General features: G+C 32.2%; 30 protein-coding genes. 3 read left to right on the top strand and 27 right to left on the bottom strand.

The annotated features are described in order from the left end of the window. Positions 1 to 18 precede the first annotated feature (18 nt). The 17 genes from BLV79_RS02360 to BLV79_RS02280 all read right to left on the bottom strand — a co-directional run bounded on the left by BLV79_RS02360 (position 19) and on the right by BLV79_RS02280 (position 14686). Positions 19 to 1623 carry a hypothetical protein gene (locus BLV79_RS02360; protein WP_074715851.1) on the bottom strand — a complete coding sequence of 535 codons (1605 nt, stop codon included), beginning with the start codon at positions 1621 to 1623 and terminating at the stop codon, positions 19 to 21. 90 nt (positions 1624 to 1713) lie between these two features. Next, positions 1714 to 2274, bottom strand: a complete 561-nt coding sequence (locus BLV79_RS02355; RefSeq protein ID WP_074715849.1) for a stage II sporulation protein M — start codon at positions 2272 to 2274, stop codon at positions 1714 to 1716. A 280-nt stretch (positions 2275 to 2554) separates the two neighbouring features. Further along, on the bottom strand, positions 2555 to 2965 hold the full coding sequence (atpC, locus tag BLV79_RS02350; protein ID WP_074715847.1) for an ATP synthase F1 subunit epsilon: 411 nt from the start codon (positions 2963 to 2965) through the stop codon (positions 2555 to 2557). A 10-nt stretch (positions 2966 to 2975) separates the two neighbouring features. Further along, positions 2976 to 4364: a F0F1 ATP synthase subunit beta gene (atpD, locus tag BLV79_RS02345; protein ID WP_074715846.1), complete on the bottom strand. Its 1389-nt coding sequence runs from the start codon at positions 4362 to 4364 to the stop codon at positions 2976 to 2978. 39 nt (positions 4365 to 4403) lie between these two features. After that, on the bottom strand, positions 4404 to 5264 hold the full coding sequence (gene atpG / locus BLV79_RS02340; RefSeq protein ID WP_074715845.1) for an ATP synthase F1 subunit gamma: 861 nt from the start codon (positions 5262 to 5264) through the stop codon (positions 4404 to 4406). 28 nt (positions 5265 to 5292) lie between these two features. Further along, positions 5293 to 6798, bottom strand: a complete 1506-nt coding sequence (atpA, locus tag BLV79_RS02335; RefSeq protein ID WP_074715844.1) for a F0F1 ATP synthase subunit alpha — start codon at positions 6796 to 6798, stop codon at positions 5293 to 5295. Further along, complete coding sequence (gene atpH, locus BLV79_RS02330) at positions 6795 to 7361, bottom strand: ATP synthase F1 subunit delta (RefSeq protein WP_074715842.1); 567 nt, start codon at positions 7359 to 7361, stop codon at positions 6795 to 6797. Before atpH ends, atpA begins: the two co-directional genes overlap by 4 nt. Further along, the gene (gene atpF / locus BLV79_RS02325; protein ID WP_083354405.1) at positions 7349 to 7882 is read right to left on the bottom strand and encodes a F0F1 ATP synthase subunit B; all 534 of its coding nucleotides are present in this window, start codon (positions 7880 to 7882) and stop codon (positions 7349 to 7351) included. Before atpF ends, atpH begins: the two co-directional genes overlap by 13 nt. Before the next feature lie 43 nt (positions 7883 to 7925). Continuing rightward, positions 7926 to 8180, bottom strand: a complete 255-nt coding sequence (gene atpE / locus BLV79_RS02320) for an ATP synthase F0 subunit C (protein WP_074715840.1) — start codon at positions 8178 to 8180, stop codon at positions 7926 to 7928. Between the two features lie 35 nt (positions 8181 to 8215). Next, positions 8216 to 8953, bottom strand: coding sequence for a F0F1 ATP synthase subunit A (gene atpB / locus BLV79_RS02315; protein WP_074715838.1), 738 nt, complete (start codon positions 8951 to 8953; stop codon positions 8216 to 8218). Beyond that, positions 8950 to 9402 carry a hypothetical protein gene (locus tag BLV79_RS02310; RefSeq protein WP_074715836.1) on the bottom strand — a complete coding sequence of 151 codons (453 nt, stop codon included), beginning with the start codon at positions 9400 to 9402 and terminating at the stop codon, positions 8950 to 8952. Before BLV79_RS02310 ends, atpB begins: the two co-directional genes overlap by 4 nt. A 101-nt stretch (positions 9403 to 9503) precedes the next feature. After that, positions 9504 to 9746, bottom strand: a complete 243-nt coding sequence (locus BLV79_RS02305) for an AtpZ/AtpI family protein (RefSeq protein WP_074715834.1) — start codon at positions 9744 to 9746, stop codon at positions 9504 to 9506. 305 nt (positions 9747 to 10051) lie between these two features. Next, a complete protein-coding gene (locus tag BLV79_RS02300) occupies positions 10052 to 10537 on the bottom strand; it encodes a deoxycytidylate deaminase (RefSeq protein ID WP_074715833.1) in 486 nt (161 codons plus the stop codon). A gap of 219 nt (positions 10538 to 10756) precedes the next feature. Then, the gene (gene upp / locus BLV79_RS02295) at positions 10757 to 11386 is read right to left on the bottom strand and encodes a uracil phosphoribosyltransferase (RefSeq protein WP_074715831.1); all 630 of its coding nucleotides are present in this window, start codon (positions 11384 to 11386) and stop codon (positions 10757 to 10759) included. A 21-nt stretch (positions 11387 to 11407) separates the two neighbouring features. Continuing rightward, positions 11408 to 11863 carry an arsenate reductase/protein-tyrosine-phosphatase family protein gene (locus BLV79_RS02290; RefSeq protein WP_074715829.1) on the bottom strand — a complete coding sequence of 152 codons (456 nt, stop codon included), beginning with the start codon at positions 11861 to 11863 and terminating at the stop codon, positions 11408 to 11410. A gap of 19 nt (positions 11864 to 11882) precedes the next feature. Next, positions 11883 to 12935 (bottom strand): L-threonylcarbamoyladenylate synthase, encoded by a 1053-nt coding sequence (locus BLV79_RS02285; RefSeq protein WP_074715827.1) that lies wholly within the window; start codon positions 12933 to 12935, stop codon positions 11883 to 11885. 191 nt (positions 12936 to 13126) lie between these two features. Beyond that, on the bottom strand, positions 13127 to 14686 hold the full coding sequence (locus BLV79_RS02280) for a cellulase family glycosylhydrolase (RefSeq protein WP_074715825.1): 1560 nt from the start codon (positions 14684 to 14686) through the stop codon (positions 13127 to 13129). 296 nt (positions 14687 to 14982) lie between these two features. Here BLV79_RS02280 and BLV79_RS02275 point away from each other — a divergent pair, with 296 nt between their 5' ends. Beyond that, positions 14983 to 15153: a DUF362 domain-containing protein gene (locus tag BLV79_RS02275; RefSeq protein WP_022748875.1), complete on the top strand. Its 171-nt coding sequence runs from the start codon at positions 14983 to 14985 to the stop codon at positions 15151 to 15153. A 124-nt stretch (positions 15154 to 15277) separates the two neighbouring features. On the opposite strand, the gene dnaB is transcribed toward BLV79_RS02275, so the two are convergent. From dnaB to rpsF, 9 genes are all read right to left on the bottom strand, one after another. Then, positions 15278 to 16609 (bottom strand): replicative DNA helicase, encoded by a 1332-nt coding sequence (gene dnaB, locus BLV79_RS02270; protein ID WP_074715823.1) that lies wholly within the window; start codon positions 16607 to 16609, stop codon positions 15278 to 15280. 68 nt (positions 16610 to 16677) lie between these two features. Then, complete coding sequence (gene rplI, locus BLV79_RS02265) at positions 16678 to 17124, bottom strand: 50S ribosomal protein L9 (RefSeq protein ID WP_074715821.1); 447 nt, start codon at positions 17122 to 17124, stop codon at positions 16678 to 16680. Then, the gene (locus BLV79_RS02260; protein WP_074715818.1) at positions 17121 to 19172 is read right to left on the bottom strand and encodes a DHH family phosphoesterase; all 2052 of its coding nucleotides are present in this window, start codon (positions 19170 to 19172) and stop codon (positions 17121 to 17123) included. The genes rplI and BLV79_RS02260 overlap by 4 nt, the downstream gene beginning before the upstream one ends. A gap of 344 nt (positions 19173 to 19516) precedes the next feature. Beyond that, positions 19517 to 20518 (bottom strand): SPFH domain-containing protein, encoded by a 1002-nt coding sequence (locus tag BLV79_RS02255; RefSeq protein WP_074715816.1) that lies wholly within the window; start codon positions 20516 to 20518, stop codon positions 19517 to 19519. Between the two features lie 100 nt (positions 20519 to 20618). Then, the gene (locus BLV79_RS02250; protein ID WP_074715814.1) at positions 20619 to 21086 is read right to left on the bottom strand and encodes an NfeD family protein; all 468 of its coding nucleotides are present in this window, start codon (positions 21084 to 21086) and stop codon (positions 20619 to 20621) included. A gap of 56 nt (positions 21087 to 21142) precedes the next feature. Next, entirely contained in the window at positions 21143 to 22294 is a 1152-nt protein-coding gene (locus BLV79_RS02245; RefSeq protein WP_074715813.1) for a PucR family transcriptional regulator, read from the bottom strand. A 685-nt stretch (positions 22295 to 22979) separates the two neighbouring features. Further along, the gene (gene rpsR, locus BLV79_RS02240; RefSeq protein ID WP_074715812.1) at positions 22980 to 23231 is read right to left on the bottom strand and encodes a 30S ribosomal protein S18; all 252 of its coding nucleotides are present in this window, start codon (positions 23229 to 23231) and stop codon (positions 22980 to 22982) included. Between the two features lie 31 nt (positions 23232 to 23262). Further along, on the bottom strand, positions 23263 to 23715 hold the full coding sequence (locus tag BLV79_RS02235; protein WP_074715811.1) for a single-stranded DNA-binding protein: 453 nt from the start codon (positions 23713 to 23715) through the stop codon (positions 23263 to 23265). Between the two features lie 12 nt (positions 23716 to 23727). Next, the gene (gene rpsF / locus BLV79_RS02230; protein WP_074715809.1) at positions 23728 to 24018 is read right to left on the bottom strand and encodes a 30S ribosomal protein S6; all 291 of its coding nucleotides are present in this window, start codon (positions 24016 to 24018) and stop codon (positions 23728 to 23730) included. A 567-nt stretch (positions 24019 to 24585) separates the two neighbouring features. On the opposite strand from rpsF, the gene BLV79_RS02225 reads away from it, so the two are divergent. Beyond that, a complete protein-coding gene (locus BLV79_RS02225; protein WP_074715807.1) occupies positions 24586 to 25317 on the top strand; it encodes an NAD-dependent protein deacylase in 732 nt (243 codons plus the stop codon). Positions 25318 to 25507: 190 nt separating this feature from the next. Then, on the top strand, positions 25508 to 25699 hold the full coding sequence (locus BLV79_RS02220; protein ID WP_074715806.1) for a DUF951 domain-containing protein: 192 nt from the start codon (positions 25508 to 25510) through the stop codon (positions 25697 to 25699). 150 nt (positions 25700 to 25849) lie between these two features. Here BLV79_RS02220 and BLV79_RS02215 read toward each other — a convergent pair whose 3' ends face one another. Further along, the gene (locus BLV79_RS02215) at positions 25850 to 26509 is read right to left on the bottom strand and encodes a potassium channel family protein (RefSeq protein WP_330389909.1); all 660 of its coding nucleotides are present in this window, start codon (positions 26507 to 26509) and stop codon (positions 25850 to 25852) included. Positions 26510 to 26622 lie beyond the last annotated feature (113 nt).

Raw genomic sequence — 26622 nt, 5'->3', positions numbered from 1 at the left:
TGCTCCTTTTTTACATCTTTATTCAAAAAAAATATTTAAAAAACTTTCAATCCGTATTATTTTTTTTATTTGTCGGATTCTAATTAATATATAAATTTTTATGATAATAATAATTATAATTTGATAAATAATCATGCAAATTTTATCAATTTCCCCACATGCAAATAATATCGTTCCTAAAACCAAAAGCACCGACGCAATAAAAACTTTAAAATCCTTTGAAACTTCATTTGTTCTACGGTTATACGTATTTTTCATTGCGTCATATTGGGCACTAATAGAAACGGGATTATCAACTATAAGATAATTCTTTTCAACAAATACAAGCTCCATTAAAAAAGCTACTGCAACCAACAAATATATTATTATTCCAACATCTGTTACTTTTTTTATACATGTGAAATATGTCGCCCCATATATTGCAGTCACTGGAATGATTTCTCTTTTATAATACATTTTTCTCTTTACTTCAAATAGTTTTGAAAAATCATTAATCCATAATAGAATCCTCTCCCTTTCATAGTCAAAACTGTATTGATTATTCATATCTAAAATGTCGCTACATATAAAAAACAATGAATTTGATATCATTACAAAAGCCAACATCAACGTAGCTTTATTATAAGTCACTCCACTTACCACTAATATTCCAACAAAAAATCCAATTATAGCACATTGAAAAAATCCAATTTTTTCAATAAAATTTTTTTCTTCTTGTCCATAAATATTCATTTTTATATTCTGTGAGTTTCTTTCATTTAATATTGTTTTAATTTTCATTACCACAGCATAAATCACTGCTACCACAACAAATCTTATGCTAATTCCAAAAAAATATGTCGGATTATTCACTATATTAGCAACACTTTTTCTTATACAACTTTTCACATCAAACGAATAAAACCACTTCCAAAAAATATTTGAATTTTTTGCATTAAATTTTAATGGTATTAGAATCACATGTTTTGATATAACATTTCCTGCGATAATTGCCGCAATAACTTCTAAATATTTTAAAATTATTTTAAATCTTTTCGATGTAATCCTAAACGCTTTTTTACTATTAGAATTATATGTTTTTACTGAATTATTTTCGTGACTTATTATCTCATGATATAGTTTTTGACACATTACCACCGAATAAATAATCACCATAATAATCCCACAAAAAAAATTTACAATACTTGACACTTTTGTTATTCCTAATATGTTAAATATTGCAATAAAAAGGATTACATTCTCTTGTAAACTCCAAATCACTTCTGCTTTTATTATGTTTTTTAAAATTTGTTTACGAGTTAGCTCAGAAAAAATCAGATATATTTCAAATTCCTGCTCTTCTATTATATTTAAAACTCTGATTTTCAACTCTCTCCATGTCAGAATCACAGATAAAATAATTATTGCACTCAATAATCCTATACGTATTTCTTCTTTATCTATTTCAACATTCCAAAATTTCGTTACACTCGATGCCAGGATTATCATGGTTCCCAAAGCGAACAAATATATTGGAACGAATACAGAAAATGGTATATTTTCTAATAAAACATTACTACATATTCTATCTTTGAGTTTCCTTTTCAATTCCCATATAAGCATTTTTGTACTTTCTTTTTTCATTTTTTCTCCCATACTCACACACTAACAACATTGTAATTTTTTACGTTGCTTTTTTTTAATTTATAATAATGAGCTTCTATGCGTTTTAACTTATAATGTTGCTATTTTATAAGAAATATTTGCTTCTATTAAAGCCGCTACTATTAACGCCAGTACTATAAGAATTCCCAATTGTAAATATTTTCTCCACACAACATGATTATTAATTTTAATTATTTGATTTACACCGATGGATGCACATACTATCAATGCTGTAATTTCTATTATTCCATGTGGTAAGAGCGACAAATATTTAAAATGGGATTCAATATAGAAATCAGCACCAACTACGACGCCCCAGAAAAAGCCATTTACAAAAATTATAAGATATGATAACAATTTATTTACAATGATTCCTGCACATAACAAAAAACATACAATTAAATTTTTTAAAAAAATCATATTCCACTTTGGTGCACCTTCATTGCTCAACACATCTGTTTCTTTTACAAATTCTATACTTCTGGATACATTTCCATATTGGGAATAAATAACACAAATAATTCCTAAGACTACTCCAACAAACAAAACAACGCATACTTTTTTACTGTTTTTTAGATAATAAAGAACTATATTTTGAGTATGGTTTTCTTTAATTTCTACGTTTTTCATATTTCTTGTTTCTACCTTTATTCATAGAGATATATTCCTATATACAAAATTTTTATATAGAGAATATATCTCATTGTATTTTTTATGCTGCAATTATTACTTTTTTTTCATCATGATGTAATTTTTTAAGTAAACTGTTTACGTAACAATAATAATAATAATAATATCACTTGTCAATACTTTTAACTATATTCTTTTAGTTTAATATATTCATAATATTTTACGTCTATAAAAAATGGATGCCCCCCCTAAATGGTTGACATCCATTAATAAATTGCACTTATTCTTTATAATCAGATACATCAATACGAGTCAAAGCTTTTCTAAGAGCATACTCTGCACGTTTAACATCAATTTCATTTGCATGATCTTTCAAACGTTCTTCTGCTCTTTCACGAGCTGCTTGCGCACGATTGATATCAATTTCTCCTGGCCATTCTGCCACTTCAGCAAGTACAGTGACTTTATCTTGTAAAATTTCAACGAATCCAGAGTGAACTGCTGCTACTCGTTCTTCTTCTCCTTCATATATAGAAACCTTACAAGGGACTATTGGCGCAGTAAGTGGAATATGATTTTTATACACACCCATCTCACCCTTTACAGTTGTAAGCTCAATAAAATCGGCTTGTCCTGTATAAAAAACTCGATCTGGTGTGATTATCTCTACTTTAAAAATATTGTCTGCCATAAGCTCCCCCTTAATTCATGCGGGCACGTACATCATCAATACTTCCTGCATTTAAGAAATAGCTTTCTGGAACATCATCATGTTTTCCATCAAGAATTTCACGGAATCCACGAATTGTTTCAGCAATTGGAACATATTTTCCTTCGAGTCCTGTAAACTGTCCAGCAACGAAGAAAGGTTGAGATAAGAATCTTTGAATCTTTCTTGCTCTACTTACAACAAGTTTATCATCTTCTGATAACTCATCCATACCTAGAATTGCGATAATATCTTGTAATTCTTTGTATTTTTGTAAGATTTCCTGAACACCACGAGCAACTTCAAAATGCTCTTTACCTACAATTCTTGGATCAAGAATACGTGATGTTGATGCTAATGGATCTACGGCTGGATAAATACCTAACTCAGCAATAGAACGCTCTAATACTGTTGTTGCATCCAAGTGAGCGAATGTTGTTGCAGGTGCAGGGTCAGTTAAGTCATCGGCAGGAACATATACAGCTTGAACAGATGTGATTGAACCATTCTTTGTAGAAGTGATTCTCTCTTGTAAAGCACCCATTTCAGTCTGTAATGTTGGCTGATAACCTACGGCTGAAGGCATACGACCTAGTAAGGCTGATACCTCTGAACCAGCTTGTGTAAAACGGAAAATATTATCGATGAATAAAAGTACGTCTTTACCACCTTTATCACGGAAATATTCTGCCATTGTAAGTCCAGTAAGAGCAACTCTCATACGTGCTCCTGGTGGCTCATTCATCTGACCGAATACCATTGTTGTTTTATCAATAACGCCAGATTCTTTCATTTCATAGTAAAGATCGTTACCTTCACGAGTACGCTCACCAACACCAGTAAATACTGAATATCCACCGTGCTCTGTAGCGATATTGTGAATTAACTCCTGAATTAATACAGTTTTACCTACACCGGCACCACCGAATAATCCAATCTTACCACCTTTTTGATATGGACAAAGCAAATCTACTACTTTGATACCTGTCTCTAACATCTCTTGAGATGTAGCCTGATCCTCGTATTTTGGTGCTTGTCTATGTATTGGCCATTTTTCTTCTGTATCTGGTGCTGCAATTTCATCAATTGCATCACCTAATACATTAAAAATACGTCCTAAAGTTTTTTCACCAACTGGTACACTAATGGCTGCACCTGTTGCAATTGCATCCATTCCTCTTACCAATCCACTAGTAGGACCCATGGCAATACATCTTACTGTATCATCACCCAAATGCTGAGCAACTTCTACTACTAAATCTTTTCCATCTTTTAATGGAACTCTAATAGCTTCGTTGATTTCAGGCAAATTGCCTTCTGTGAATTTAATATCCAAGACGGCACTGATAATCTGAGTAATTTTACCTACATTATTTGCCATTTTAATTCTCCTTGTTTGTTTTATCTAAATATGCACTTTTTATTGTTCAACCGCATTTGCACCAGCAATAATTTCTGTAAGCTCCTGAGTAATTGAACTCTGACGTGCACGATTGTACTTCAACGACAAATCGCTAATGATATCTTCTGCATTACTTGTAGCAGAATCCATTGCTGTCATTCTTGCGCCATTTTCACTGGCAACCGCTTCTACCAAAGCTCCATATAAAAGACTTGTAACATACTTTGGTATAATCATATCTAGTGCTTCAATTTCATTTGGTTCATAATTCATTCGAATTTCACTATCGCCTTCGTCTACTTCAATTTCCGATACATCTACTGGAAGTAACTTAATCATCGTAGGAACCTGACTAACAGTGTTTTTAAAATGTGTATAAACCAAATAGATTTCACCAATTTCTCCATTTTCATAAGCTTCTAGAACTCTACTACAAAGTCCTGCTGCCTCATCATATGATGGAGATTCGATAAGATCTGGAACGCTTTCTTTAACACTATATCCGCGTCTCTGAAAAGCTTCCGCACCTTTATTACCAACAGCATAAATTTCTAAGTCTTCTTTTTTTAACTTTCCATCAGCTACTAGTTTAACTATGTTAGAATTGTATCCACCTGCTAAACCTCTATTAGAAGTAATAACCACTACTCCTTTTTTATTAGTTTCAGGCTCTTTCAAATATTTATGATCAATATTTTGACTTCTTGCTAACATACTTGCAACTGTTTTATACATATAGTTAAAATATGGATTTGTTTGCTCTGCACGGCTTCTTGCTTTTTGCAATTTAACGGTAGAAACAAGCTTCATGGCATTTGTGATTTGCTGAGTACTTTGTATACTGCTTTTTCTTCGCTTAATGTCTCTCATTGAGGCCATTTCTTACCACCTACTCTTTCCTACCGATTTATTTAAACTGAGCTTTACATTCCTCAATTGCTTTAACAAGTTCTTTTTCAGTATCTTCATCAAGAACTTTCTTAGAAGAAATTGATTCAAATACTTCTGGATATTTTGTATCGATGAAATCAAATAATTCATCTTGGAATCTTAAAATATCTTCAATCTTAACATCTAACAAATATTTCTTTGTAGCTGCATAAATAATAACAACTTGTCTTTCAACTGGCATTGGCTGATACTGTGGTTGTTTAAGAATTTCTCTAATTCTTTCACCTTGTGCTAGACGCTCTGCAGTATCTGCATCTAATTCAGAACCAAATTGAGCAAATGATGCCAACTCACGATACTGTGCTAACTCAACACGGATAGGAGCAGCTATCTTCTTCATAGCCTTAATCTGAGCAGAACCACCTACACGGGATACTGAAAGTCCGGCATTGATAGCTGGTCTAAATCCTGAGTTAAACATCTCTGTTTCTAGATAAATCTGACCATCTGTGATTGAAATAACGTTTGTAGGGATATATGCTGATACATCGCCTGCCTGTGTTTCAATAATTGGTAAAGCTGTAAGTGATCCTCCACCTAACTCATCTGAAAGTCTAGCTGCTCTTTCAAGCAATCTAGAATGTAAGTAGAATACATCACCTGGATAAGCCTCACGTCCTGGTGGTCTCTTAAGAAGTAATGAAAGTGTACGGTATGCTGCAGCATGTTTAGACAAATCATCATAAACAATGAGAACATCCTCACCTTTTTCCATCCATTCCTCACCAATAGCACATCCTGAATATGGTGCAATATATTGTAATGGTGCTAATTCACTAGCTGTTGCAGCTACTACTGTTGTATAAGCCATAGCGCCTGCTTCTTCAAAAGTTTTAACTAATGAAGCAACTGTAGATGCTTTCTGACCGATAGCAACATAGATACATTTAACACCTTTTCCTTTTTGGTTAATAATTGTATCGATTGCGATAGCAGTTTTACCTGTCTGTCTATCGCCGATAATAAGCTCACGTTGTCCACGTCCAATTGGTACCATGGAATCGATAGCTTTAATACCTGTTTGTAATGGAGTATCAACTGATTTTCTTGAAATAACACCAGATGCTACTCTTTCAATTTGACGGAATTTATTTGACTGGATTGGTCCTTTACCATCTATTGGCTGACCTAACGCATTTACAACACGTCCTAACATCTCGTCACCTACTGGAACTTCAACTACTCTACCTGTAGTTTTTACGGTATCTCCCTCATTGATATTTTTTGAAGCACCTAATAATACGGCACCTACATTATCTTCTTCAAGGTTCAATACCATTCCATAAACTTCGCCTGGAAATTCAAGCAACTCATCTTGCATCGCGTTCTCTAAACCATGTACACGAGCAATACCATCCGCTACTTGTATAACTGTTCCAACATCAGCTACTTCAAGTTCAGAAGCATATCTTTTTATCTGCTCTTTAATAACTGAGCTGATTTCTTCTGGTTTTAAATTCATGGAGTGTTGTCACCTACCTTCAACTGTATTTTCGATAAATCACGTGTTAAATCATATAATTTAGTTTTAACACTACTATCAACGACTCTATCGCCGATTCTAATAACCATTCCTCCAATTATAGAAGGATCGATATTAAAGTACATTTCGAATCTATTATAATCCGTTGTGCTTAAAAGTTTCCTTTCAATTTCATCTTTTTGATTCTTAGATAATTCGATAGCTGTTGTAATTTTAGCAATACCTATGCCTTTGTATTCATTAACCTGATCAATAAAGTACTCTAATACTTTATCTACTTCATTATAATGTTCTTTTTCAACAAGCATACTAAGCAATCCAATAATCTCTTTAGAAACGAACTTTTCAAAGCAATTTTTTAAAATTATAACTTTTTCGTCTTTATCTATTTTAGGATGATTCATAAGTTTGTTCAGGTCTTCATTTTCCTGTAACGCTGTACGAATCGCTTTAACTTCATCTAAGAACTGACCGATTCTACCTTCTTCGACAGCTACACCAAACAATGCATCACCATATGTTTTTGATACTAGCTTCGCCATGTTGAATCACCCATCTCTCTAAGTGTTGCATCTATCAATTCATTCTGAATAGATGTATCAATATTTGCCGCTACAACTTTGCTTGCCATTAATGATGCAATCTGAATAACTTCTTGCTTCATTTCATCCATAGCACGCTTTTTCTCAAGTTCAGCTTCTTGCTGAGCTCTTTTTGTAATACGGAAAGCTTCTTCTTTTGCGCCTTCTATAATTTTGGCTTCTTGGCGAATAGCTTTCTGACGAGCCTCTGCTAAAATAGTTTCAGCTTCTTTATCTACATCTTTTAGTTTAGCCTCATACTCAGCTTTGAGTTTTGCCGCAGCGTCTTTGTCTGATTCTGCATCACTTATATCTTTTGCAATTCTATCAGATCTGTCTTTTAAGATTTTCTTAACCGGATCAAATAGAAGGTATCCCATAACGAAAGATAAAACAAGAACTGATAATCCGATTGTTGATGCGTCAAACAAAAGCTGTGGATCAAGACCAAACAATCTTGTATAATCTACTGCTATAAGCAATTCTCAAACTCTCCTTTCTATTGGATTTTTACTCCAATATTTATTAACTTAATGGCTGTACGAAGAGTAAAAGCATTGCAACTAATAATCCATAAAGACCAGTTGTCTCAGCTACGGCCTGTCCTAATAACATAGTTGCCATAATTTTTCCTTGTGCACCAGGGTTTCTACCTACTGCAGAAGCACCGTGACCAGCTGCAATACCTTGACCTACACCAGGTCCAATACCTGCTATAACTGCTAATCCCGCACCAATTGCTGAACATGCTTTAATTAAATCGCTACCATTGATATTCATAATGAAATCCTCCTTATTTATAAAAGATAATAATACTATTCTTCAGACTCACAAGCCTGAGCTATGTATGTCATTGTCAACATACAGAATACGTATGTTTGAATTGCTCCTGAGAACAAATCAAAGTAAACATGTAACGCTGCCGGCCAAATTTTTGCAACGGCTGTTAATAATCCATATACTAACGCCATCATTACTGTACCTGATAAAATATTGGCAAACAAACGCAAAGATAATGAAATTGGAACTGCAATTTCACTTATCAAGTTGATTGGGAACCAGATTGGCAACCATGGTGGTAATGGCGAGCACATATCTGTCCAAATCTGTTTTCCACTCTGATGCTTAAACTGGTTAAAGTGAATCAGAATAAACGTCATAATACCTAAAGCAAATGTTGTACCATAATCTGCTGTTGGTGGTCTCAATCCTAACAAGCCTGAAATATTACTAAATAGTATAAATATAAAGAGTGTACTAATGTAATTTACAAACTTTGGAGCCCATCTACCCATAGAGCCGTTTACCATCATATTTAGTAGCTCTACTATAAACTCAACAACATTTTGGAAGCCCTTTGGTACATCTTCCGCTTTTTTTAACTTTACGTGTGCGACTATTGAAAAAATCAATAAGACCATCATAACAATAAATACACACACATGTGTCGTCGTAATATAAATAGTTTGACCAAATAATTTGAATTTAGTTAGACCATGAACCATGAAATCAATATTTTGGTTGCTTGACGACAAGAGTATTGCTTGATTCACGAAGTCACCTCCTTATCCAAGTTTTCGCTATTTTCTTCCTTGGCAGACGCATCATTCCTACCAAGCAATCTATTTATGATTTTTGTCCTTATAGGTTGGGTATATGCTGAGACTTTAAGTCCTAACACACCTATAAAAGCCATAAATAAATTTCCTAACTTAAAATAGCCCAATATAATAAACAAAACTACTACAACAATATACCTAAAAACACTTTTAGTAATAATTTTGCGATTGGCTTTTTCAAAATACTGTAAATCTACAGCATCTCTAATAACTTGTGCGATATTAATAGCTAACCAACAGGCTATAACTATTCCACACCATAATCCAATACTATAAGAGATTTTTTCAGATACAAACCATACTCCTGCTAACTGAACTAATACTCCATAAAGCACTATGCCTCTAACCAATCCTGGTAGAGCATCATTTATTCTTCTAAGCATAGCTTCCTCCTGATAATTACTAACATTCATATTTTTTTATCGACTTTTTATATGAAATTCTTAAATTTAACAGTTCATTCTTTTATGTTTATATAGAATTTTTATTTTTCATCTTTAAAAAACTTTTTAAACTCTTTATAAACATTATTTCCACCAGCTAAAGCACCTACAAAAAATAATGGAACTGGAAGCCATTTTATATCAAATTTCTTTCCAAAATAAATTCCAATTAATGTCATAAGCACGATTGGAACAATCATATTTATACTTATTCCAACAAACATTGTCATAGCTTGTCGTAATTCTCTTGAATCTGAACTACTCCTTTTTCGATCTCTTCTCATAATTGTTTACCCTTTCTTATAATTGTTTGCCGCTATTTTACAATCATTTAATTTTAAAGATTATTATTATTACTTAACATTTCAACAATCATTTAGCAAACAATCCCTTTCTTAACAATCGCATTACTAACAATCACATTACTTGCATTATACTGACACAATATTTAATTGTATGCCACTTTGTATTCAAAAAAAAGTGAGCTTTAAAACTCTTTTACTTCTATCAGCAACAAAATGCAACTAACAAAAGTAATTTTAAGTTTAACAAGGCTCACCTATCATTCAAAAAGTCTTCAAATCAATTATTACATATGAACTTCTACGTTTCTTCCTGTTCGTCTGTATCTTCGAGTCTTAACTCCAGCTGATTTTAGCATTCTTTTTGACGCAATGACGGTTTGAGTATGTTTATACTTATCATCATCATATATAATTTCTTTAATTCCTGATTGAATTATTGCCTTAGCACATTCATTACACGGAAATAAAGTTACATATATTTTTGCGCCTTCAAGGCTTCCACCTCTATAATTTAGAATTGCATTCAATTCACTATGGGTTGAATAAAAATATTTATTATCTTCGCCTTCTCTGTTCCAAGGATACTCATCATCCGAACATCCTAACGGAAAACCATTATATCCCATAGATAAAATCTTATTATCAGAACTTACTATGCAAGCTCCGACTTGTGTGTTGGGGTCCTTCGATCTTAATGCCGACAACATTGCGACGCCCATAAAATATTCGTCCCAACTAATAGCATCAAGTCGTTTCGTTGTCTGACTCATCCGATACCTCCAATCTACAAAACGTATTTCTTCTCTTGTAGCATTTTTACTATAATATGAATCAAAAAATGAACTATTTCTATAAATTGATTCCATCATAGCACGAATATAACACTTATTTCAATACACAAAATGAAGAATATGTATATCTTTCTGAAATTATTATTAAATTTTTCTACCTAAAAGTTTATTTTATAAATAAATTTATGATTTCTTTAACTATTTAGTTCCGAAAATTCTATCTCCTGCATCACCTAATCCAGGAACAATGTAATTTTTTTCATCTAAATGATCATCTAATGCTCCAATATATAAATCAACATCTGGATGTGCTTCTGTCATTCTTTTAACACCTTCTGGAGCAGCGATAATACACATAAAATGAATATTTTTTACTCCGCGATCTTTTAACATTTGAAGAGCTGCTACTGATGAACCACCTGTTGCTAACATTGGATCTACAACAAACACTTCACGATTTGCACAATCTTCTGGAAGTTTACAATAGTATTCTACTGGTTCTGATGTTTCTGGATCTCTATATAATCCAATATGACCAACTTTTGCTGCTGGAATAAGATTTAACATTCCTTCTACCATTCCTAATCCTGCTCTTAAAATAGGTACAACAGCTAATTTTTTTCCTTTCAACTCTTTTACTGTTGTTTTGCAAATTGGTGTTTCAATTTCAACATCTTGTAACTCTAATTCTCTTGTTGCCTCAAAACATTCAAGAGCAGCTATTTCACTTACAAGTGTTCTAAATTCCATAGAACCTGTTTCTTTTCTTCTTAACATACCAATTTTGTGTTGAATCAATGGATGATCCATTACTACTACTTTAGACATACTAATTTGTTTCTCCTTTTGTTAAATTTCTAATATTTTTACTAATTTTTTCATGGTGTTACGAAGAGATTCATAACACAAGCCATATGTTTGGAGTGGTGCTCCATATGGATTTATAATTTCAAGCTCATCTCCAACGTAATCCGATAAAATAAATGTATTATCTTCATTTGCGTTTTCAAATTGCTCAATTATCTTATATCTAATTGCTTCTTCCATTGCAAAAACAATAGTACTTTCTGTAATATCTTCATTTTGCAATTGTGAAGACACATAATTTTCTTTAAAATTAATTCCATTACTTATCAAAACTGCTTCTGCCTTTTGATTAATCGGCTCTGGAAATAAAACTACTAACCCTTTTGAACAAACTTCAATCGGATCTGTTACTAAAATATCCCTCAATACCCCCTCAGCCATAGGAGCTCTACATGTTCCTGTTTTTTCGACAAAAATCACTTTATTATATTTTTTCATATACCCCTCCTATTTCTTATTACGCTTGTATAACTTGATGTCCTGCTGCCTTAAGTAACCTATTCATAATTGCATTACCAATTCTTGGTGTCTGAAAGCTTTCTGAAAAAATCGAATCAATTTCTAATTCGTCGCATTCTCTCAAAATTTTATACAAATGACGCGCAATAGAATCTTCATCATTTCTACTTCCGATATTTAGTATTACATCTGCTTTATATTTATTTCTTGTCTCATCTGTTGCAATAACTGCAACTCTCTTGTCCTGTTTATGCTGTTCTTGCACTAATTCATTAATTTTAGAAACCACATTATCCTGTTCACCTTCTACCAATACCAATGATGCTTTTGGCGCATAATGTTTATATTTCATTCCAGGTGCTTTAGGTTTAGTTGTGTCATCCTGAGCAATAATGCCCGGATCTATCTTTACTTCTTTTCCAATTACCTCTGATAACATCTGTGGTGTTATATAACCTGGTCTAAGAACTAAAATTTCATCTTCTGTCAAATCAACAATAGTAGATTCGATTCCTATTCCAACTTCTCCACCATCTAATACCATGGCAATTTTTCCATCTAAATCTCCTACAACATGCTTAGCCTCTGTAGGACTAGGACGACCTGATGTATTAGCACTAGGTGCTGCAATTAAACATCCACTTTGTCTAATAAGCTCTAATGCAATTGGATGATTAGGCATTCTAACTGCAACTGTATCCATTCCGCCTGTTGTCTCATATGGAACTTTATCATTTTTATTTACAATCATTGTAAGAGGACCTGGCCAAAATCTATCAGCTAGTTTTCTAGCTTCAATTGGCAAATCTTTTGAAATCATCTCTAACTCTTCAAATTTAGAAATATGTACTATCAAAGGATTATCTGATGGACGACCTTTTGCTTTATATATTTTCTCTGCTGCTTTCGCATCCAAAGCATCTCCACCTAATCCATATACTGTTTCTGTCGGAAAAGCTACAAGCTCTCCTTCTGAAATTAATTGTCCTGCTTCTTTTAAAGAGTCCATATCTATGTTATTTAGATCGACTTTAAGTATTTTTGTATTCATGACATAACCTTCTTTACTATTGCATAGTCCTTTCTATTATAACACATATGAACTCTTTAGCAAATTTAAGTTTAATAATATTTGTGTATTGTTTTATTAGCTAATTTCATTTTTGTAGTTTCGATTTCAAAAGAAAATTTACTGGTACTTTGTTGTCTTATATCTCTTTCACTCTTATTTTTTATTATATCCTATTGACAATACTTTACATTATATACTGTTATATACTGATTTGATGCTCCCACATATACCTTGTCTAAAGTTGAAAAATTATTGCTTCCATAAGCAGCCACTACATCACTATATTTAAATTTAGCAAAATAATGTCCGTTTATTGTTACAGTTTTTGATCTTTTTACTTTTACCCATTTTGCTCCACCAGACCATGACTGCAAAATAAATTCAATACAACTTGGTCTGTAGCCTGAGTATTCAACATAAAAATATCCATTTGGTGTCATTATATATGGATCTAACCAACCACCATTTTTCTTTGTAACTATCTCTAGTGCCTGACCCCATGGCTTAGAACTTGAAACACTGTTAAATAAAGTAATTTCCTTATGCTGCTGTGCAGGTTGTGTTGGCTGACTTGGTTGTGTTGGCTGATTTCCACCGTTTGAACTCTGTGAAGGATCTCTTTTTCCATAAACACTTACTAACTCATTTGCAATATCTGGTCCTCTAAATCTCATAGTATTTCTGTCAAAAATTCCAAAATTTTCTTGTCCATACTTAAATGCGTTGTTATCCCACCATACAACTGGCATTTGCATTCCTTTAGCCATCTGTGCATATGTTCTGGCATATACTAAACGTGAACTGTCATTTCCAAAGTTAGAAGCGCCAAATTCACCAATTACAACTGGTATTCCCTTATCGATAAATGTTGTTTTTATTCTATTTAATATTCCCCATAATTCATTTTTATCATTGTCATTCCATTGAGTATGATATCCATTAAAAGCAAAATTGAATGGTACATATGCATGAATTGATGCAGCTACCATATTGTCGTTTCCTATTTTTTTCCATGCATCCATTTTAGGTGCATCACTTGACGCACAATATGTTGGCATCATCACCAATCTATTTTTATTATTTCCACCTGTTGCTCTAATTGCAGCTCTTGCTTCCTCGTTACATTCATTTACTGCATTATATAAACCACTATTTCCGTTCCAATCGTCTCCCTGACGTGGCTCATTAAAAGTTTCAAAAATTAGTTTTTGATCATATGATTCAAAATATTTTCCCACTTGTGTCCAAATAGCCTTTAACTCATTTTTGATTTGCTGTTTCTGCCACCACTCTGTAGTTACTTTTTGCTGAATAGCATTGTGATGAACGTTGATTATTACATACATATTATTGTTATATGCATAATCTACAACTTCTTTAACTCTTTTTAAATAATTTGGATTTATTGTATAATTAGTTTTGTTTGTGTAATTTTCATCCCATCTTACTGGAATTCTTATTGTTCTAAAACCTTTATTCTTGATTGCGTCAATCATTGCTTTATTTGTTCTTGGATTCCCCCAATTAGTTTCTCCTCCTGAAGATTCAAGTGAATTACCAAGGTTCCATCCTGCCCCCATGTCCTGAGTGATTTGCATTGCTGTCTTACCATAGACTCCTGCTGAAACTTTCTCTGGTCTTTGAATCATAATCATTCCTACAACCATAACAAACACCAAGAGTTTAGATATGAATGTTACTAGTTTTCGCTCTCTTCTTAAGTTTTCCATTAATCTTTTCCTTTCCATAATAAAACTAAATCTTTTGAACCTAACTACAAAAATTCTTTCTAAGTATAGCATTAATACTTTTTTTAAGCTATAACTACTTTTTTATTTATTCAACAAACTTTCTATCAGAATTTTGTTAATTTTGTATGAATTCCCAATTAAATGTCTTCAAAAACTATATTGTGCTAAAAAAAGAACAAAAATAGGGTATTGTTTTTAATTATTTTTATGCTACAATAAGAGTAGTCAATAAATGACTACACTATTTTTTAACAAATCTAAGGAGGAATTTATTTATGGCATACGTAATTTCTGATTCATGTGTTAGTTGCGGAACATGTTCTGATCAGTGTCCAGTAGGCGCTATCTCAGCTGGAGATACACAGTACAACATTGATGCTGATTCATGCATTAGCTGTGGAACATGCGCTGGTGTTTGTCCAACAGGAGCTATTTCTGAAGAATAATTTGCACCATTAATAATACATTAACGCGTTAAACAAAGGTGTGCTTTTTAGCACAAAAAAGAAAGACTGTCATCTTTTTACTATTTACAGTAACTAGATTGATAGTCTTTTTTTTTACTTCTTATTAATGTTCTAAGTTAGCAAATCTTGTATATTCTGGTAACCATGCTAGCTTAACTGTTCCTATTGGACCATTACGTTGTTTTGCAATAATTATTTCAGAAACACCTTTTTGATCGGTGTCTTTATTATAATAATCATCTCTATAAATGAACATAACAACATCGGCATCTTGCTCGATTGCTCCCGACTCACGCAAATCAGATAACATCGGTCTGTGATCTGGTCTTTGTTCTACGGCACGAGACAACTGTGACAAAGCAATAACAGGAACATTTAATTCCCTTGCGATTGCCTTTAAAGATCTAGAAATATCTGAAATTTCCTGTTGTCTTGAATCTTTACCCTTTCCTGATCCTGACATAAGTTGAAGGTAATCGATAATGATTAGCTTCAAATCATGCTCTAATTTGTATTTTCTACACTTACTTCTTAACTCAGCAACACTTATACCAGGCGTATCGTCAATTATTAATTGAGAATCGCCAATTATTCCTGCTGCCTCTATTAACTGCTCCCAATCCCCATCCGATAAATTACCCGTTCTAAGCGCTTGAGCATCAACATGACCTTCTAGCGAGAACAAACGATTCATCAACTGTTCTCGTGACATTTCCAAAGAAAATATTGCTGTACACATGTTTTCATGAAAAGCAATATGCTGTGCCAAATTTAAAACAAATGCTGTTTTACCCATTGAAGGTCTAGCAGCAACAAGTATTAGGTCGGACGGCTGTAAACCTGCTGTTCTATAATCCAAATCAATAAATCCTGTAGGTATACCTGTAATAGATCCGCTTTGTTTAGACGCTTTTTCTATTCTCTCTAAAGCATTCATTACAACAGTTCGAATTGGAACAAACTCTCCACCTGTTCTTGTTGATAATAAATCAAAAATATCCTTCTCTGTTTTATCGAACACTTCATCAACAGATGTTCGCCCTGCATAACATTCATTCGCAATATTTTCATTTACACGGATTAATTTTCTCTTTATTGCATTATCTCTTACAATTTCAGAATAATATCTAACATTAGCAGATGTTGGCACCTGAGCTAAAATATTACCTACAAAACCTAAACTTGCAATTTCTTCCGGTACATCTTTTTCTTTTAACTTATTCTGCAAAGTTATAAGGTCAACCGGTTCTCCTTCCGCATTCAACTCAAGCATTGCGTCAAATACTTCTCCGTATTGTTTTTCATAGAAATCATCTTTAGTAATAATTTCTGATGCTGTAATTATAGCATCTTTATCCATAATCATAGAACCAATAACAGATTGTTCTGCCTCAGTACTATGGGGCATTATTCTTTTTGCAACCGATTCTTCCACTTTATCTTTTCTCCTTGTCACCTTGCCTCAATTTTTTCAGTTTTTTATTTTTATCTTTTCCTGAAAAATTAACTTTCTGAGACATGTACTGCTAATTTAGCCACAACTTTAGGATGCACTTTAATCTCAATATTATATGTTCCTAATGAATTGATAGGTACATCACAATGCATTTTCTTTTTATCTAAATCATAGCCTAATTGTTCTTTTACAGCTTTTGCTATTTCCTTTGTTGAAACAGATCCAAATGTTCTTCCATCTTTACCTGTTTTAAGTTTTACTTCTACTTTTTTTGTTTCTAATTCTTCTGCTAGTTTTTTAGCATTTTCTAAATTCTCTTCAGCAACTTTTTCTTCATGTTTATTTCTTAATTTCAAATCATTTAAGTTCTTGTTTGTAGCTTCAACGCCTAATTTTTTTGAAATAATAACATTTCTTGCATAAGCATCATTTAAATCTACAACATCACCTTTTTTACCAATTTTTTTTACATCTTCTAATAAAATTACTTTCATATGTTAATTTCTCCTTCTTTAAGCATTTCATCAATGGTCCTTAATATTACCTTCTTTGCTCCAATTAGATTAACATCTTTTAATTGAGCTCCGGCAACATTTAAATGTCCACCACCACCAAGTTTTTCCATAATCAATTGAACATTGATTTCATCAATTGATCTGGCGCTTATGTATATTTTTTCCTTGTACTCTGTCAACACAAATGTCGCTTTTATGCCAATAATATTCAACAATTCGTTTGCCGCCATTGCCGCAACTACTGTTGGACTCTCTAAATTTTCTGACGGACAAATCGAAATTGCAAAAATATCTCTATACACTTCAGCCTGTCTTACTGTCTCCGCTCTCGCTTTATACGCTTCCATGTCATTTCTAAGAAGTTTTCTAACATGTGCAACATCTACACCGTTTCTCTTTAAATAAGCTGCCGCTTCAAATGTTCTAACTCCAGCCTTTGTCATAAAGTTATTTGTATCAATAATTATACCAGCGTAAATACATTCAGCTTCCGCCGAATTTAATTTTAACCCTTCTGAGAAATATTGTAAAACTTCTGCAACCATTTCACACGCACTTGACGCATATGGTTCAATATAAGAAAGTAAAGGATTTGTAATAACTTCCTTACCTTGTCTGTGATGGTCAAAAACAACAATTGTATTTGTTTTTTCTAGAATTTCAGGGCACTCCGTATAACTTGGTTTATTTGTATCAACAACCATAACCAATGTATTCATATTTGTTTCTTCTATCGCTGTTTCACTATCTATAAATAAATCCGCAGGATATCCGTCTTCTTCTCTAAAGGTATCCATAAGTGGTCGGACAGAGGTCGAAGGTGAATTAATACAAATCTGTGCCTTTTTTCCGATGTTTTTAGCTGCACAATATATACCGATTCCTGCGCCTAACGAATCAATATCTGTCACGCTGTGCCCCATAATAACAACATTACTAACACCCTCCATAATTTCTCTAAGCGCATGCGCCTTAACCCTAGCTTTAACTCTTGTATTTTTCTCAACCTGTTGTCTTTTTCCACCAAAATACGAAATATTTTCGCCTTCTTTTACAACAACCTGATCTCCACCTCTACCCAAAGCTAAATCAATTGCCGCTCTAGCGTATTCATAATTATGATTATAATTATTATCTCTTATTCCAACACCAATACTTAATGTAACCGCCATCTCATTACCGACTTTAATCGTTTTAACATCTTCGATTACACTAAATTTATCTTCTTCAAGTTTTCTTAAATATTTATATTTAAAAACAAGAAAATACTTGTCTTTTTCTATTTTACGAACTAAAGCATCATACTCTCTAAAATAATTATTAACCTTTCGATCAATCAAAGCTGTTAACAATGAACGTTTAACATCTTCTATGCTTTCAAGTGCTTCCTCATAATTATCAATATACACTAATGCAGATACTAATTTTTGTTCAACATTTTCATTTTTGTAATGCTGTAGTTCCGTCTCATCATAAATATATACCGCTGTCAAAAATTCTGTACTGTCACTAGCATCCACATATTCACTTCCATCAGTGATTTGATTGAAGTAAATTCTATTTAAAATGATTTTAAATTTTCTGTCTTCCTTATCAGCATGAACCACGTCTTCCTCTTCAGACTTCTGTAAAAATTCCTTAGTTATTGATGAGAAAATAGTCGTTATTGACTTATGATAATTCTTATCTATTCCCGTAACATCTCTAAAATGATGATTTTCCCACAAAATCTTTCCATTAAAATCTAACAACGCATATGGAATATCAAACTCATCTATCAACTTCTTTTGGACTGATGAATATTGTGTTGCAAAATCAATCAATTCATTCATTACTTTCGCCTTTGAATTGCTATAATTAACAAGAGTAAAAATAAAATAAAACACTACGCAAGCACTAACCAAAGCCCCCGCTCGTATATCTATAAAATACAAGGGAATATCTACCAACACTAAAATTATAGTCAATAATAATGGTGCAATAAGATATGATTGAAGTTTTCCCTTAAACTTAATATTTCCTTTCATTTAGCATCTCCCTTTTCTCATAATCTAGCTTATTTATAAAATAATACGCTTTATTTATTTTTTCTCAAAAATCAAGTAAAATCTTGTTACATTATACCATTTTTATTAGTTATATAAAAGTAATTTATGATACAACAACACCCAATACATCATATATTAAATCGGCAATTCTAAAAGTTTTCTATATTGCTCATTCGAATTAAAATTGTGTTAAAATTTGCAACAAAAAGAAGTAGACTTCTCTCCTTCTGCACTACTATACCCAAAAGATAATCTACTTCTTTCTATAATTCTTTCGTAACACTTTATTATTACGATTTCTTTACAATATTTATATACTCTTTTTATTCTGCGACTTCAGGATTTGAAGCTACTTTTGAAACTGGCTTAGTATCTTTTGTAACTTCAACAACTGATTTAGCAAGCCCTGCCAAACCTTGGATTTCTGATGGAATAATAATTTTTGTAGCTTTTCCATCTGCGGCTTTTTGGAATGCCTCTAAACTCTTTAGCTTAATTACCTGATCATCTGGTGCAGCATTCTTGATCATCTCAATACCATCTGCTGTTGCCTGTTGAATCTTAGCAATAGCCTCTGCTTTACCTTCTGCTTCTCTAATAGTTGCTTCTTTCGTAGCTTCAGCTGCCAAAATTGCTGCCTGTTTTGCTGCTTCAGCTCTAAGGATTGCTGCTTCTTTTTCAGCCTGAGCATCCAAAATTGCTTTTTCCTTATTACCTTCTGCAACCCTGATTGTAGATTCCTTTTTACCTTCTGCAATCAAAATAGATTCACGTTTTTCACGTTCTGCCTTCATCTGTTTCTCCATTGCTTCCTGAATAGCTCTTGGAGGAATTATATTCTTTAATTCTACACGGTTTACTTTAATCCCCCATGGATCAGTAACTTCATCTAAAGTTGCTCTTAATTTTGTATTGATTTCTTCTCTTGAAGTCAATGTTTCATCAAGTTCAAGATCACCAATTAAGTTTCTTAATGATGTTGCAGCTAAGTTTTCAATAGCAATCAATGGATTATCTACTCCGTATGCATATAACTTAGGATCAGTAATCTGATAAAATACTACAGTATCAATCTGCATTGTAACATTATCTTTTGTAATAACTGGTTGTGGTGGAAAATCTGCAACCTGCTCTTTTAATACAACTCTTTTAGAAACTCGATCAATGATAGGCATCTTAATATGTGGACCCACCTCCCATGTTGTCAAATAAGCTCCTAATCTCTCAACGATTCTTGCCTCAGCTTGAGGTACAAAACGGATACATCTTACAATTTCGATTATAATAATTGCCAAAATTATTAACCCTATGCTTAATACTTCCATTTTCGTTCTCCTTTTCTTTTTTATTATTTTATTGCTTTTATATAAAAATTAAATATCATTTTAATTTTTATGCTTTAATTATTGTCTTTATTCAGTCAACTTACACATCTGAATCAACTTTCTTCACTACAAGTTTAACACCTTGAACTTTAACCACTTGACAAATCTCTCCAGCCTCAAACTCTTCCTTTGGATTTTCAGCAATTATTGACCACTCTTTTCCTTGAAGTTTACCTACTCCAACTTTGCCATACGATTCGACTTTTTGTGTTATTTCTATCTTTTCGCCGATTATACTGTCAATATTTGTTGCAACTTTACGTGTCACCACATATTTGTCCATAAACGGTTTTGTATAAAACAATAAAACTATCGACACAGCTAAGAATAAAATAATCTGTACATATATTGGAGCACCCAAACCCGCAGCCAATGTTGCTACAGCCGCCCCAATTGCAAACCATATTGTCACTAGTCCAACTGTTAAGATTTCATTTATTATTAAAATCATCATTAATGTCAACCAAAATATGACGTCATTCGAAAAAATTGATAATAGCGATTCCATTGATAAACCCCCTTTTTTTTTTACATTAACATAAAATAAATAGAATGTAAATATTTTTACATCTTTCTTATATAGTATGCAATTTGATATGGAAGCCTTTCATCTGGTGTTGCTAAATCATTATCTAACAATTTTTTTATATTCGAAATACGGTAAATCACTGTATTTCTATGTGTAAACATTTCCTCCGCCACAGCTTGAATACTTCCATTATGCTTTAAAAAACACTCTAAGGTATCAACATAATTACCTTTATGCTTTTGATCATATTCAATTAATGGTTTTAAGGGTTCATCTCTCATATTCATTAATAAACTAGTATCACTTACTGAATATAATAACCTAAATAATCCCAAATCATCAAAATATTTCAATTTTTCATCATGACGCAACGACATCCTAACTGCCCCTTTTGCCCTCATAAAACTTATATAAAGATTTTTGATATCAATAACTTCGCTTCCTACTCCAACATAAAGTGGAAATTGCACCATTCTCTTTTGCGCACGACTAAGCATTCCTTCAACGATTTCATCTAAATCCTTTTTTTGTACATCATTTACAACTAAAACAAAATAAGAATCATAATAAAAGAAATTACCATTATGCGTTATTTTTTCTAAATACATCTGTATTCTATATGATAGTTTTTTTCTTTCTACAGTATCCATCGTGTCTAATCCCTGTAAAGTTATCAAAACAACCTGAAAAGATCCATCCACATCAAAATAAGGCAGTAACTCTTTTCGGTATGCATCCTGATTATCCGGAGCTTCAATTGCCTTAATCATTGCATTCGAAATCTGTTCATCAGCACTATCCTGTAAAAAAATTCGTATATTAATATCTTTAATCATATCACCCATATGAATTTCTTGTGGAACTGTAAGTAACGGAAAATCATTTTCATCGCAATAATCCATCAAATCTTGCGGTACTTCTTTTATATAATGTCCTGTATTTAAAATTAGTCCTGCGCCATGATGTCGAACCATCTCTTTGGCTAGTTCCATCAATGATTCTGTCGTTCTAAATCCCAATCCTGTTGTAACTGCTAATTCTTTCCCCCAAAAGTTTTGCACAATTGTTGTTTCTTCTAACATATGTGTCCAAACTATTGAATTAGACCATCCATTTTTTCCTGCAATCATCTTCATGTTGTATCTGTTTTTACATACTAACATCATATCTTCAATTGTATATCCCATATAATCACCTCAAAAATGTAATTTTTCCGTGTACAAAAAACACTTGTCCTTATTATAGCATTTTTTGTGCTCCCAGTACATATATCGACATTTCTTTTTATTATCGAAATCCATTGGATGTTTTCATAAATATGATATTATATATTGTGTTGAGAAAACAACACGAAACTTTTTGATAAAGATTTGAAAAACCAATTTTTCAAATTAGCTTCATGTAATGAAGCCACTTAAAAAGCTTTTTTCATAATATAATTCCTAATATATATAAGGGACAGTCATTTAATGACGGTCCCTCTCTTCCTTTTTATTACATGGTTTACACAACAAATACCTTTTTATGAAAACAATTATTAAACATTTTGGTTGTTTTTCATTATAAAAAACAATTTTGTTTTAGGAATTATTTTTTCTTATTGTTTATAATTGTTTTTATTTTATTAATATCATATTTAAACTATTTTTATATTCTCAGTACTAAACTGGGATTTTTTTTGCAAATATATCTTTCAACTTCTTTTCTCTTGCCATTCTCTTGGATTTCACTTTGCTTTTTTCATCTCTTTTTCCCAAAACAAAAAACACTCCTTAAGCAAGCATCTATATTTCAATCAAATCAACTTTAACCGAAATAATAAATCTGTACTTAAGAAGTGTTTCAAAAATTAGATATTTAATTATCTAAAAATTATTCGCAAACGTATGGCATCATTGCTAAATGACGTGCTCTCTTGATTGCTACTGTAAGAGCTCTCTGGTGTTTAGCACAGTTACCTGTGATACGACGAGGAAGAATTTTACCTCTTTCAGAGATATATCTCTTTAATTTGTTTGTATCTTTGTAATCAATGACATTGTCTTTTCCACAGAAAACACAAACTTTTTTTCTTCTACGCATTGGTCTTCTCTTTGAAGAACCTTCGCCTTTATTGTAAGCCATCTTAGTTACCTCCTTTTAAATTGTAAATCTACTAATTAAATGGTAATTCTTCTTCAATTCCATCAGGAATTTCCATAAAACCTTCACTTGGAGCTGCTTGGCTTGGTGATGGTTTAAATGGCTGTTGATTATATCCTCCACCAACATTGTTATCACTTGTGCTTTTGCTCTCAGCAAACTCAACTTGTTCAACAACAACATCAGTAGTATATACTCTCTGGCCATCTTTATTGGTATAGCTTCCAGTTTGGATTCGACCTTCAACGACAAATTTAACGCCCTTGTGTCCAAATCTTTCCATAAATTCTGCTGTCTTTCCGAAAGATACACAATTTATGAAATCTGCTGTCTGCTCCTCATTATTTCTTCTAAATCTTCGGTCTACTGCAAGAGTGAATCTTGCAACTGCACTTGAGCTTTCACCTTGAGAATAACGGATTTCTGCATCTCTGGTTAAGCGTCCCATAAGAATTACTTTATTCATATAATCTCCTTTTTATGCCTCGTCTTTTCTAACGCATAAGAAACGAAGAACATTGTCCATAATACGAACATCCTGCTCTACTAAAGCTGGAACATTAGATTCTGCCTCGAACTGAATGAAGTAGTAGAAAGCTTCGTTCATTTTCTGAATTTCGTAAGCTAATCTTTTTTTGCCCCATTCTTCAACTTCTGTAACAGCACCGCCTGCACGTGTGATGTACTCTTTTGCTTTTTCTACAGTTGCTGTTCTCGCATCATCTTCGATCTTTGCACTTACAACGAGTGCTAATTCATATTTATTCATGCGATTCTTTACCTCCTTCTGGTCTCTGGCTCACGACATTTCGTGAACAAGGAAAATTTATTATACCACGAGAATAAATGATACCATGTTTTTATTTGATTTGCAAGTGATTTTTGGGATATTTTTACTTTGTTTTTCAAATATCTTTTTCATTTTTAAATTATAAACATTTATGATTTTTTAAAAGTTTAATCTAAATATAACCCCCTTATTTTTTGTGAATTAATACGCAATTTTATTTTTATAGTTTTTTATTTATAAATTAAGTAATCATATTATTTATAAATGCTTTATAATATTTATAAAGAGTTTATTTTTTATAATTTTTGATTTCTTTTTTCCATTTTTTATAAATCAGCAAACTCAGATTTACAATATCGTATTTTTTTTAATTTAACCTTAATACAAACTTAAATTATCCTTTTTAGAAAAGTGTGATATATTTTTTTAATCAAAAGACTATAATGTAATTTATTATAGAATTTTATTATAGAATTATTATGACATTTTTTTACATAAATCATAACTCTTAACACAAAAAAATTTTTATAAATGGAGGGCTTATTTATGAACAAAATAGAAATTTTATCTAACTGGATTAAGGAATCTCATTCAATTGTATTTTTTGGTGGGGCCGGTGTTTCTACTGAAAGTGGCATTCCTGATTTTAGAAGTGTCGATGGTTTATATAACCAACAGTACGATTATCCACCTGAAACCATCCTTAGCCACACTTTTTTCCGCAAAAATACCGCTGAGTTCTATAAATTTTACAGGGCTAAAATGCTTTGCCCTGATGTTGAACCTAATATAACTCACAAAGTTCTTGCAAAGCTTGAGGAGAAAGGAAAACTCACTTCTGTAATCACGCAAAACATTGATGGTCTTCATCAAAAAGCTGGAAGCAAACGAGTTCTAGAACTTCATGGTAGCACTCTAAGAAATTACTGTGAAAAATGCCACAAATTCTTTCCTCTTGAAACAATTTTGTCTTCTAAAGATGTTCCGCTTTGTGATGAATGTGGCGGAATTATTAAACCAGATGTTGTTCTTTATGAGGAAGGTTTAGACGATTCTACTCTAAAAAATGCCATTCATGACCTATCAAAAGCTGATATGCTTATTATTGGTGGTACATCTCTTACAGTTTATCCAGCTGCCAATTTAATCTATTATTATCGCGGAAACAAACTTGTTCTTATTAACAAAACACCTACTTCTGCCGATAGCAATGCCAATTTATGCATAAATGATGGTCTAGGTAACGTATTTTCACAATTGGATATTGACTCTCTATAATTTGACGATTTTTTACAAATATAGTTTTCCCAAAATAGGGGTTATTTTTTTAGAATTAAATCTAGAATAAATTAACCTTGAAATTTAGACTGATTTTTTTTAGAAAATAATAGACTATTTTGATAGAAATAAAAATAAGTTTGTGATATCATATTTTCAACTATTAACTTAATTCTTTATGGAGGTTTTTATGGAATACAAATACGAAGTAGGCGATATCGTTAAGCTTAAGAAGAAGCATCCCTGCGGCAGTTTTGAATGGGAAATTCTACGAGTTGGTGCTGATTTTAGACTAAAATGCATAGGATGCGGACACCAAATTATGATAGACAGAAAAAGCGTTGTTAAAAACACTCGCGGTCTTAGACATAAAAATGATTAATTATATAATTGCTTAAATAAATTTAGCCCATATAATATAATTTATATGGGCTTATTTTTTTGCATTTTCCTTAATATTTATACTATCGTAGTTTTATCGTTTATTTATTGAATAAATCCAATCAATAAAAACAATTACTTAACTAGTATGCTAGTTACCAAGCATTGGCTCAATATCATTTTGACGACCGATTACTATCAAATGATCTTTATTATTGAATCTGTACTCTGCTGATGGTAATACATCTGTACCTTCTTCATTTCTAATTCCAATAATTGTAATACTATAGTTTTGTCTGATTCCAACCTCTTTAATTGTTTTTCCAAGCCAATCTGCTAATGGTTCAATTTCATATAAAGAATAATCTTCTGTCAATTCCATATAATCAAAAACATGATTTGTACTACATCTTTTTGCTAGATTAAATGCCAAATCTCTATCTGGATAGATTACCTCATCAGCTCCATTTTTCAATAAGAATTTCGCCTGAACATCTCTATTTGCCTTACTAATTACGTATTTTGCTCCCATCTCTTTAATTAGAGAGGTAACTTCTAAACTATTTTGAAAACTTGTTCCAATACAAACAAATACAATATCAAATTTCTCTAAATTAAGTGATTTAACTACTTTAGGAATAGTACAATCTCCAATTTGTACATTACCTACTTTATACATCATATCTGTAACATTTGCTTCTTCTTTATCTACTATAGTTACATTATTGTCTAGCTTTATTAAATTATTACAGAGATGGTGTCCAAATCTTCCCATTCCTATAATCAGTAAATTTTTCATTATTTCCTCCAATTTTTGTTTTTGTTAAATAATGCCTTCTTACGACAATTCTAACATGGACTTAACCTGTCTGTGTGAACAATTTGTGTATCTACTTTCAAACACATATTATTTAAAATATTCAC

Origin of the sequence: Lachnobacterium bovis DSM 14045, assembly GCF_900107245.1 — a bacterium.
In the GTDB taxonomy this organism is placed as follows: Bacteria; Bacillota; Clostridia; order Lachnospirales; family Lachnospiraceae; genus Roseburia; species Roseburia bovis.
Note: the sequence above shows the minus strand (reverse complement) of the source record. Positions and strands in the feature narration are given on the sequence as shown.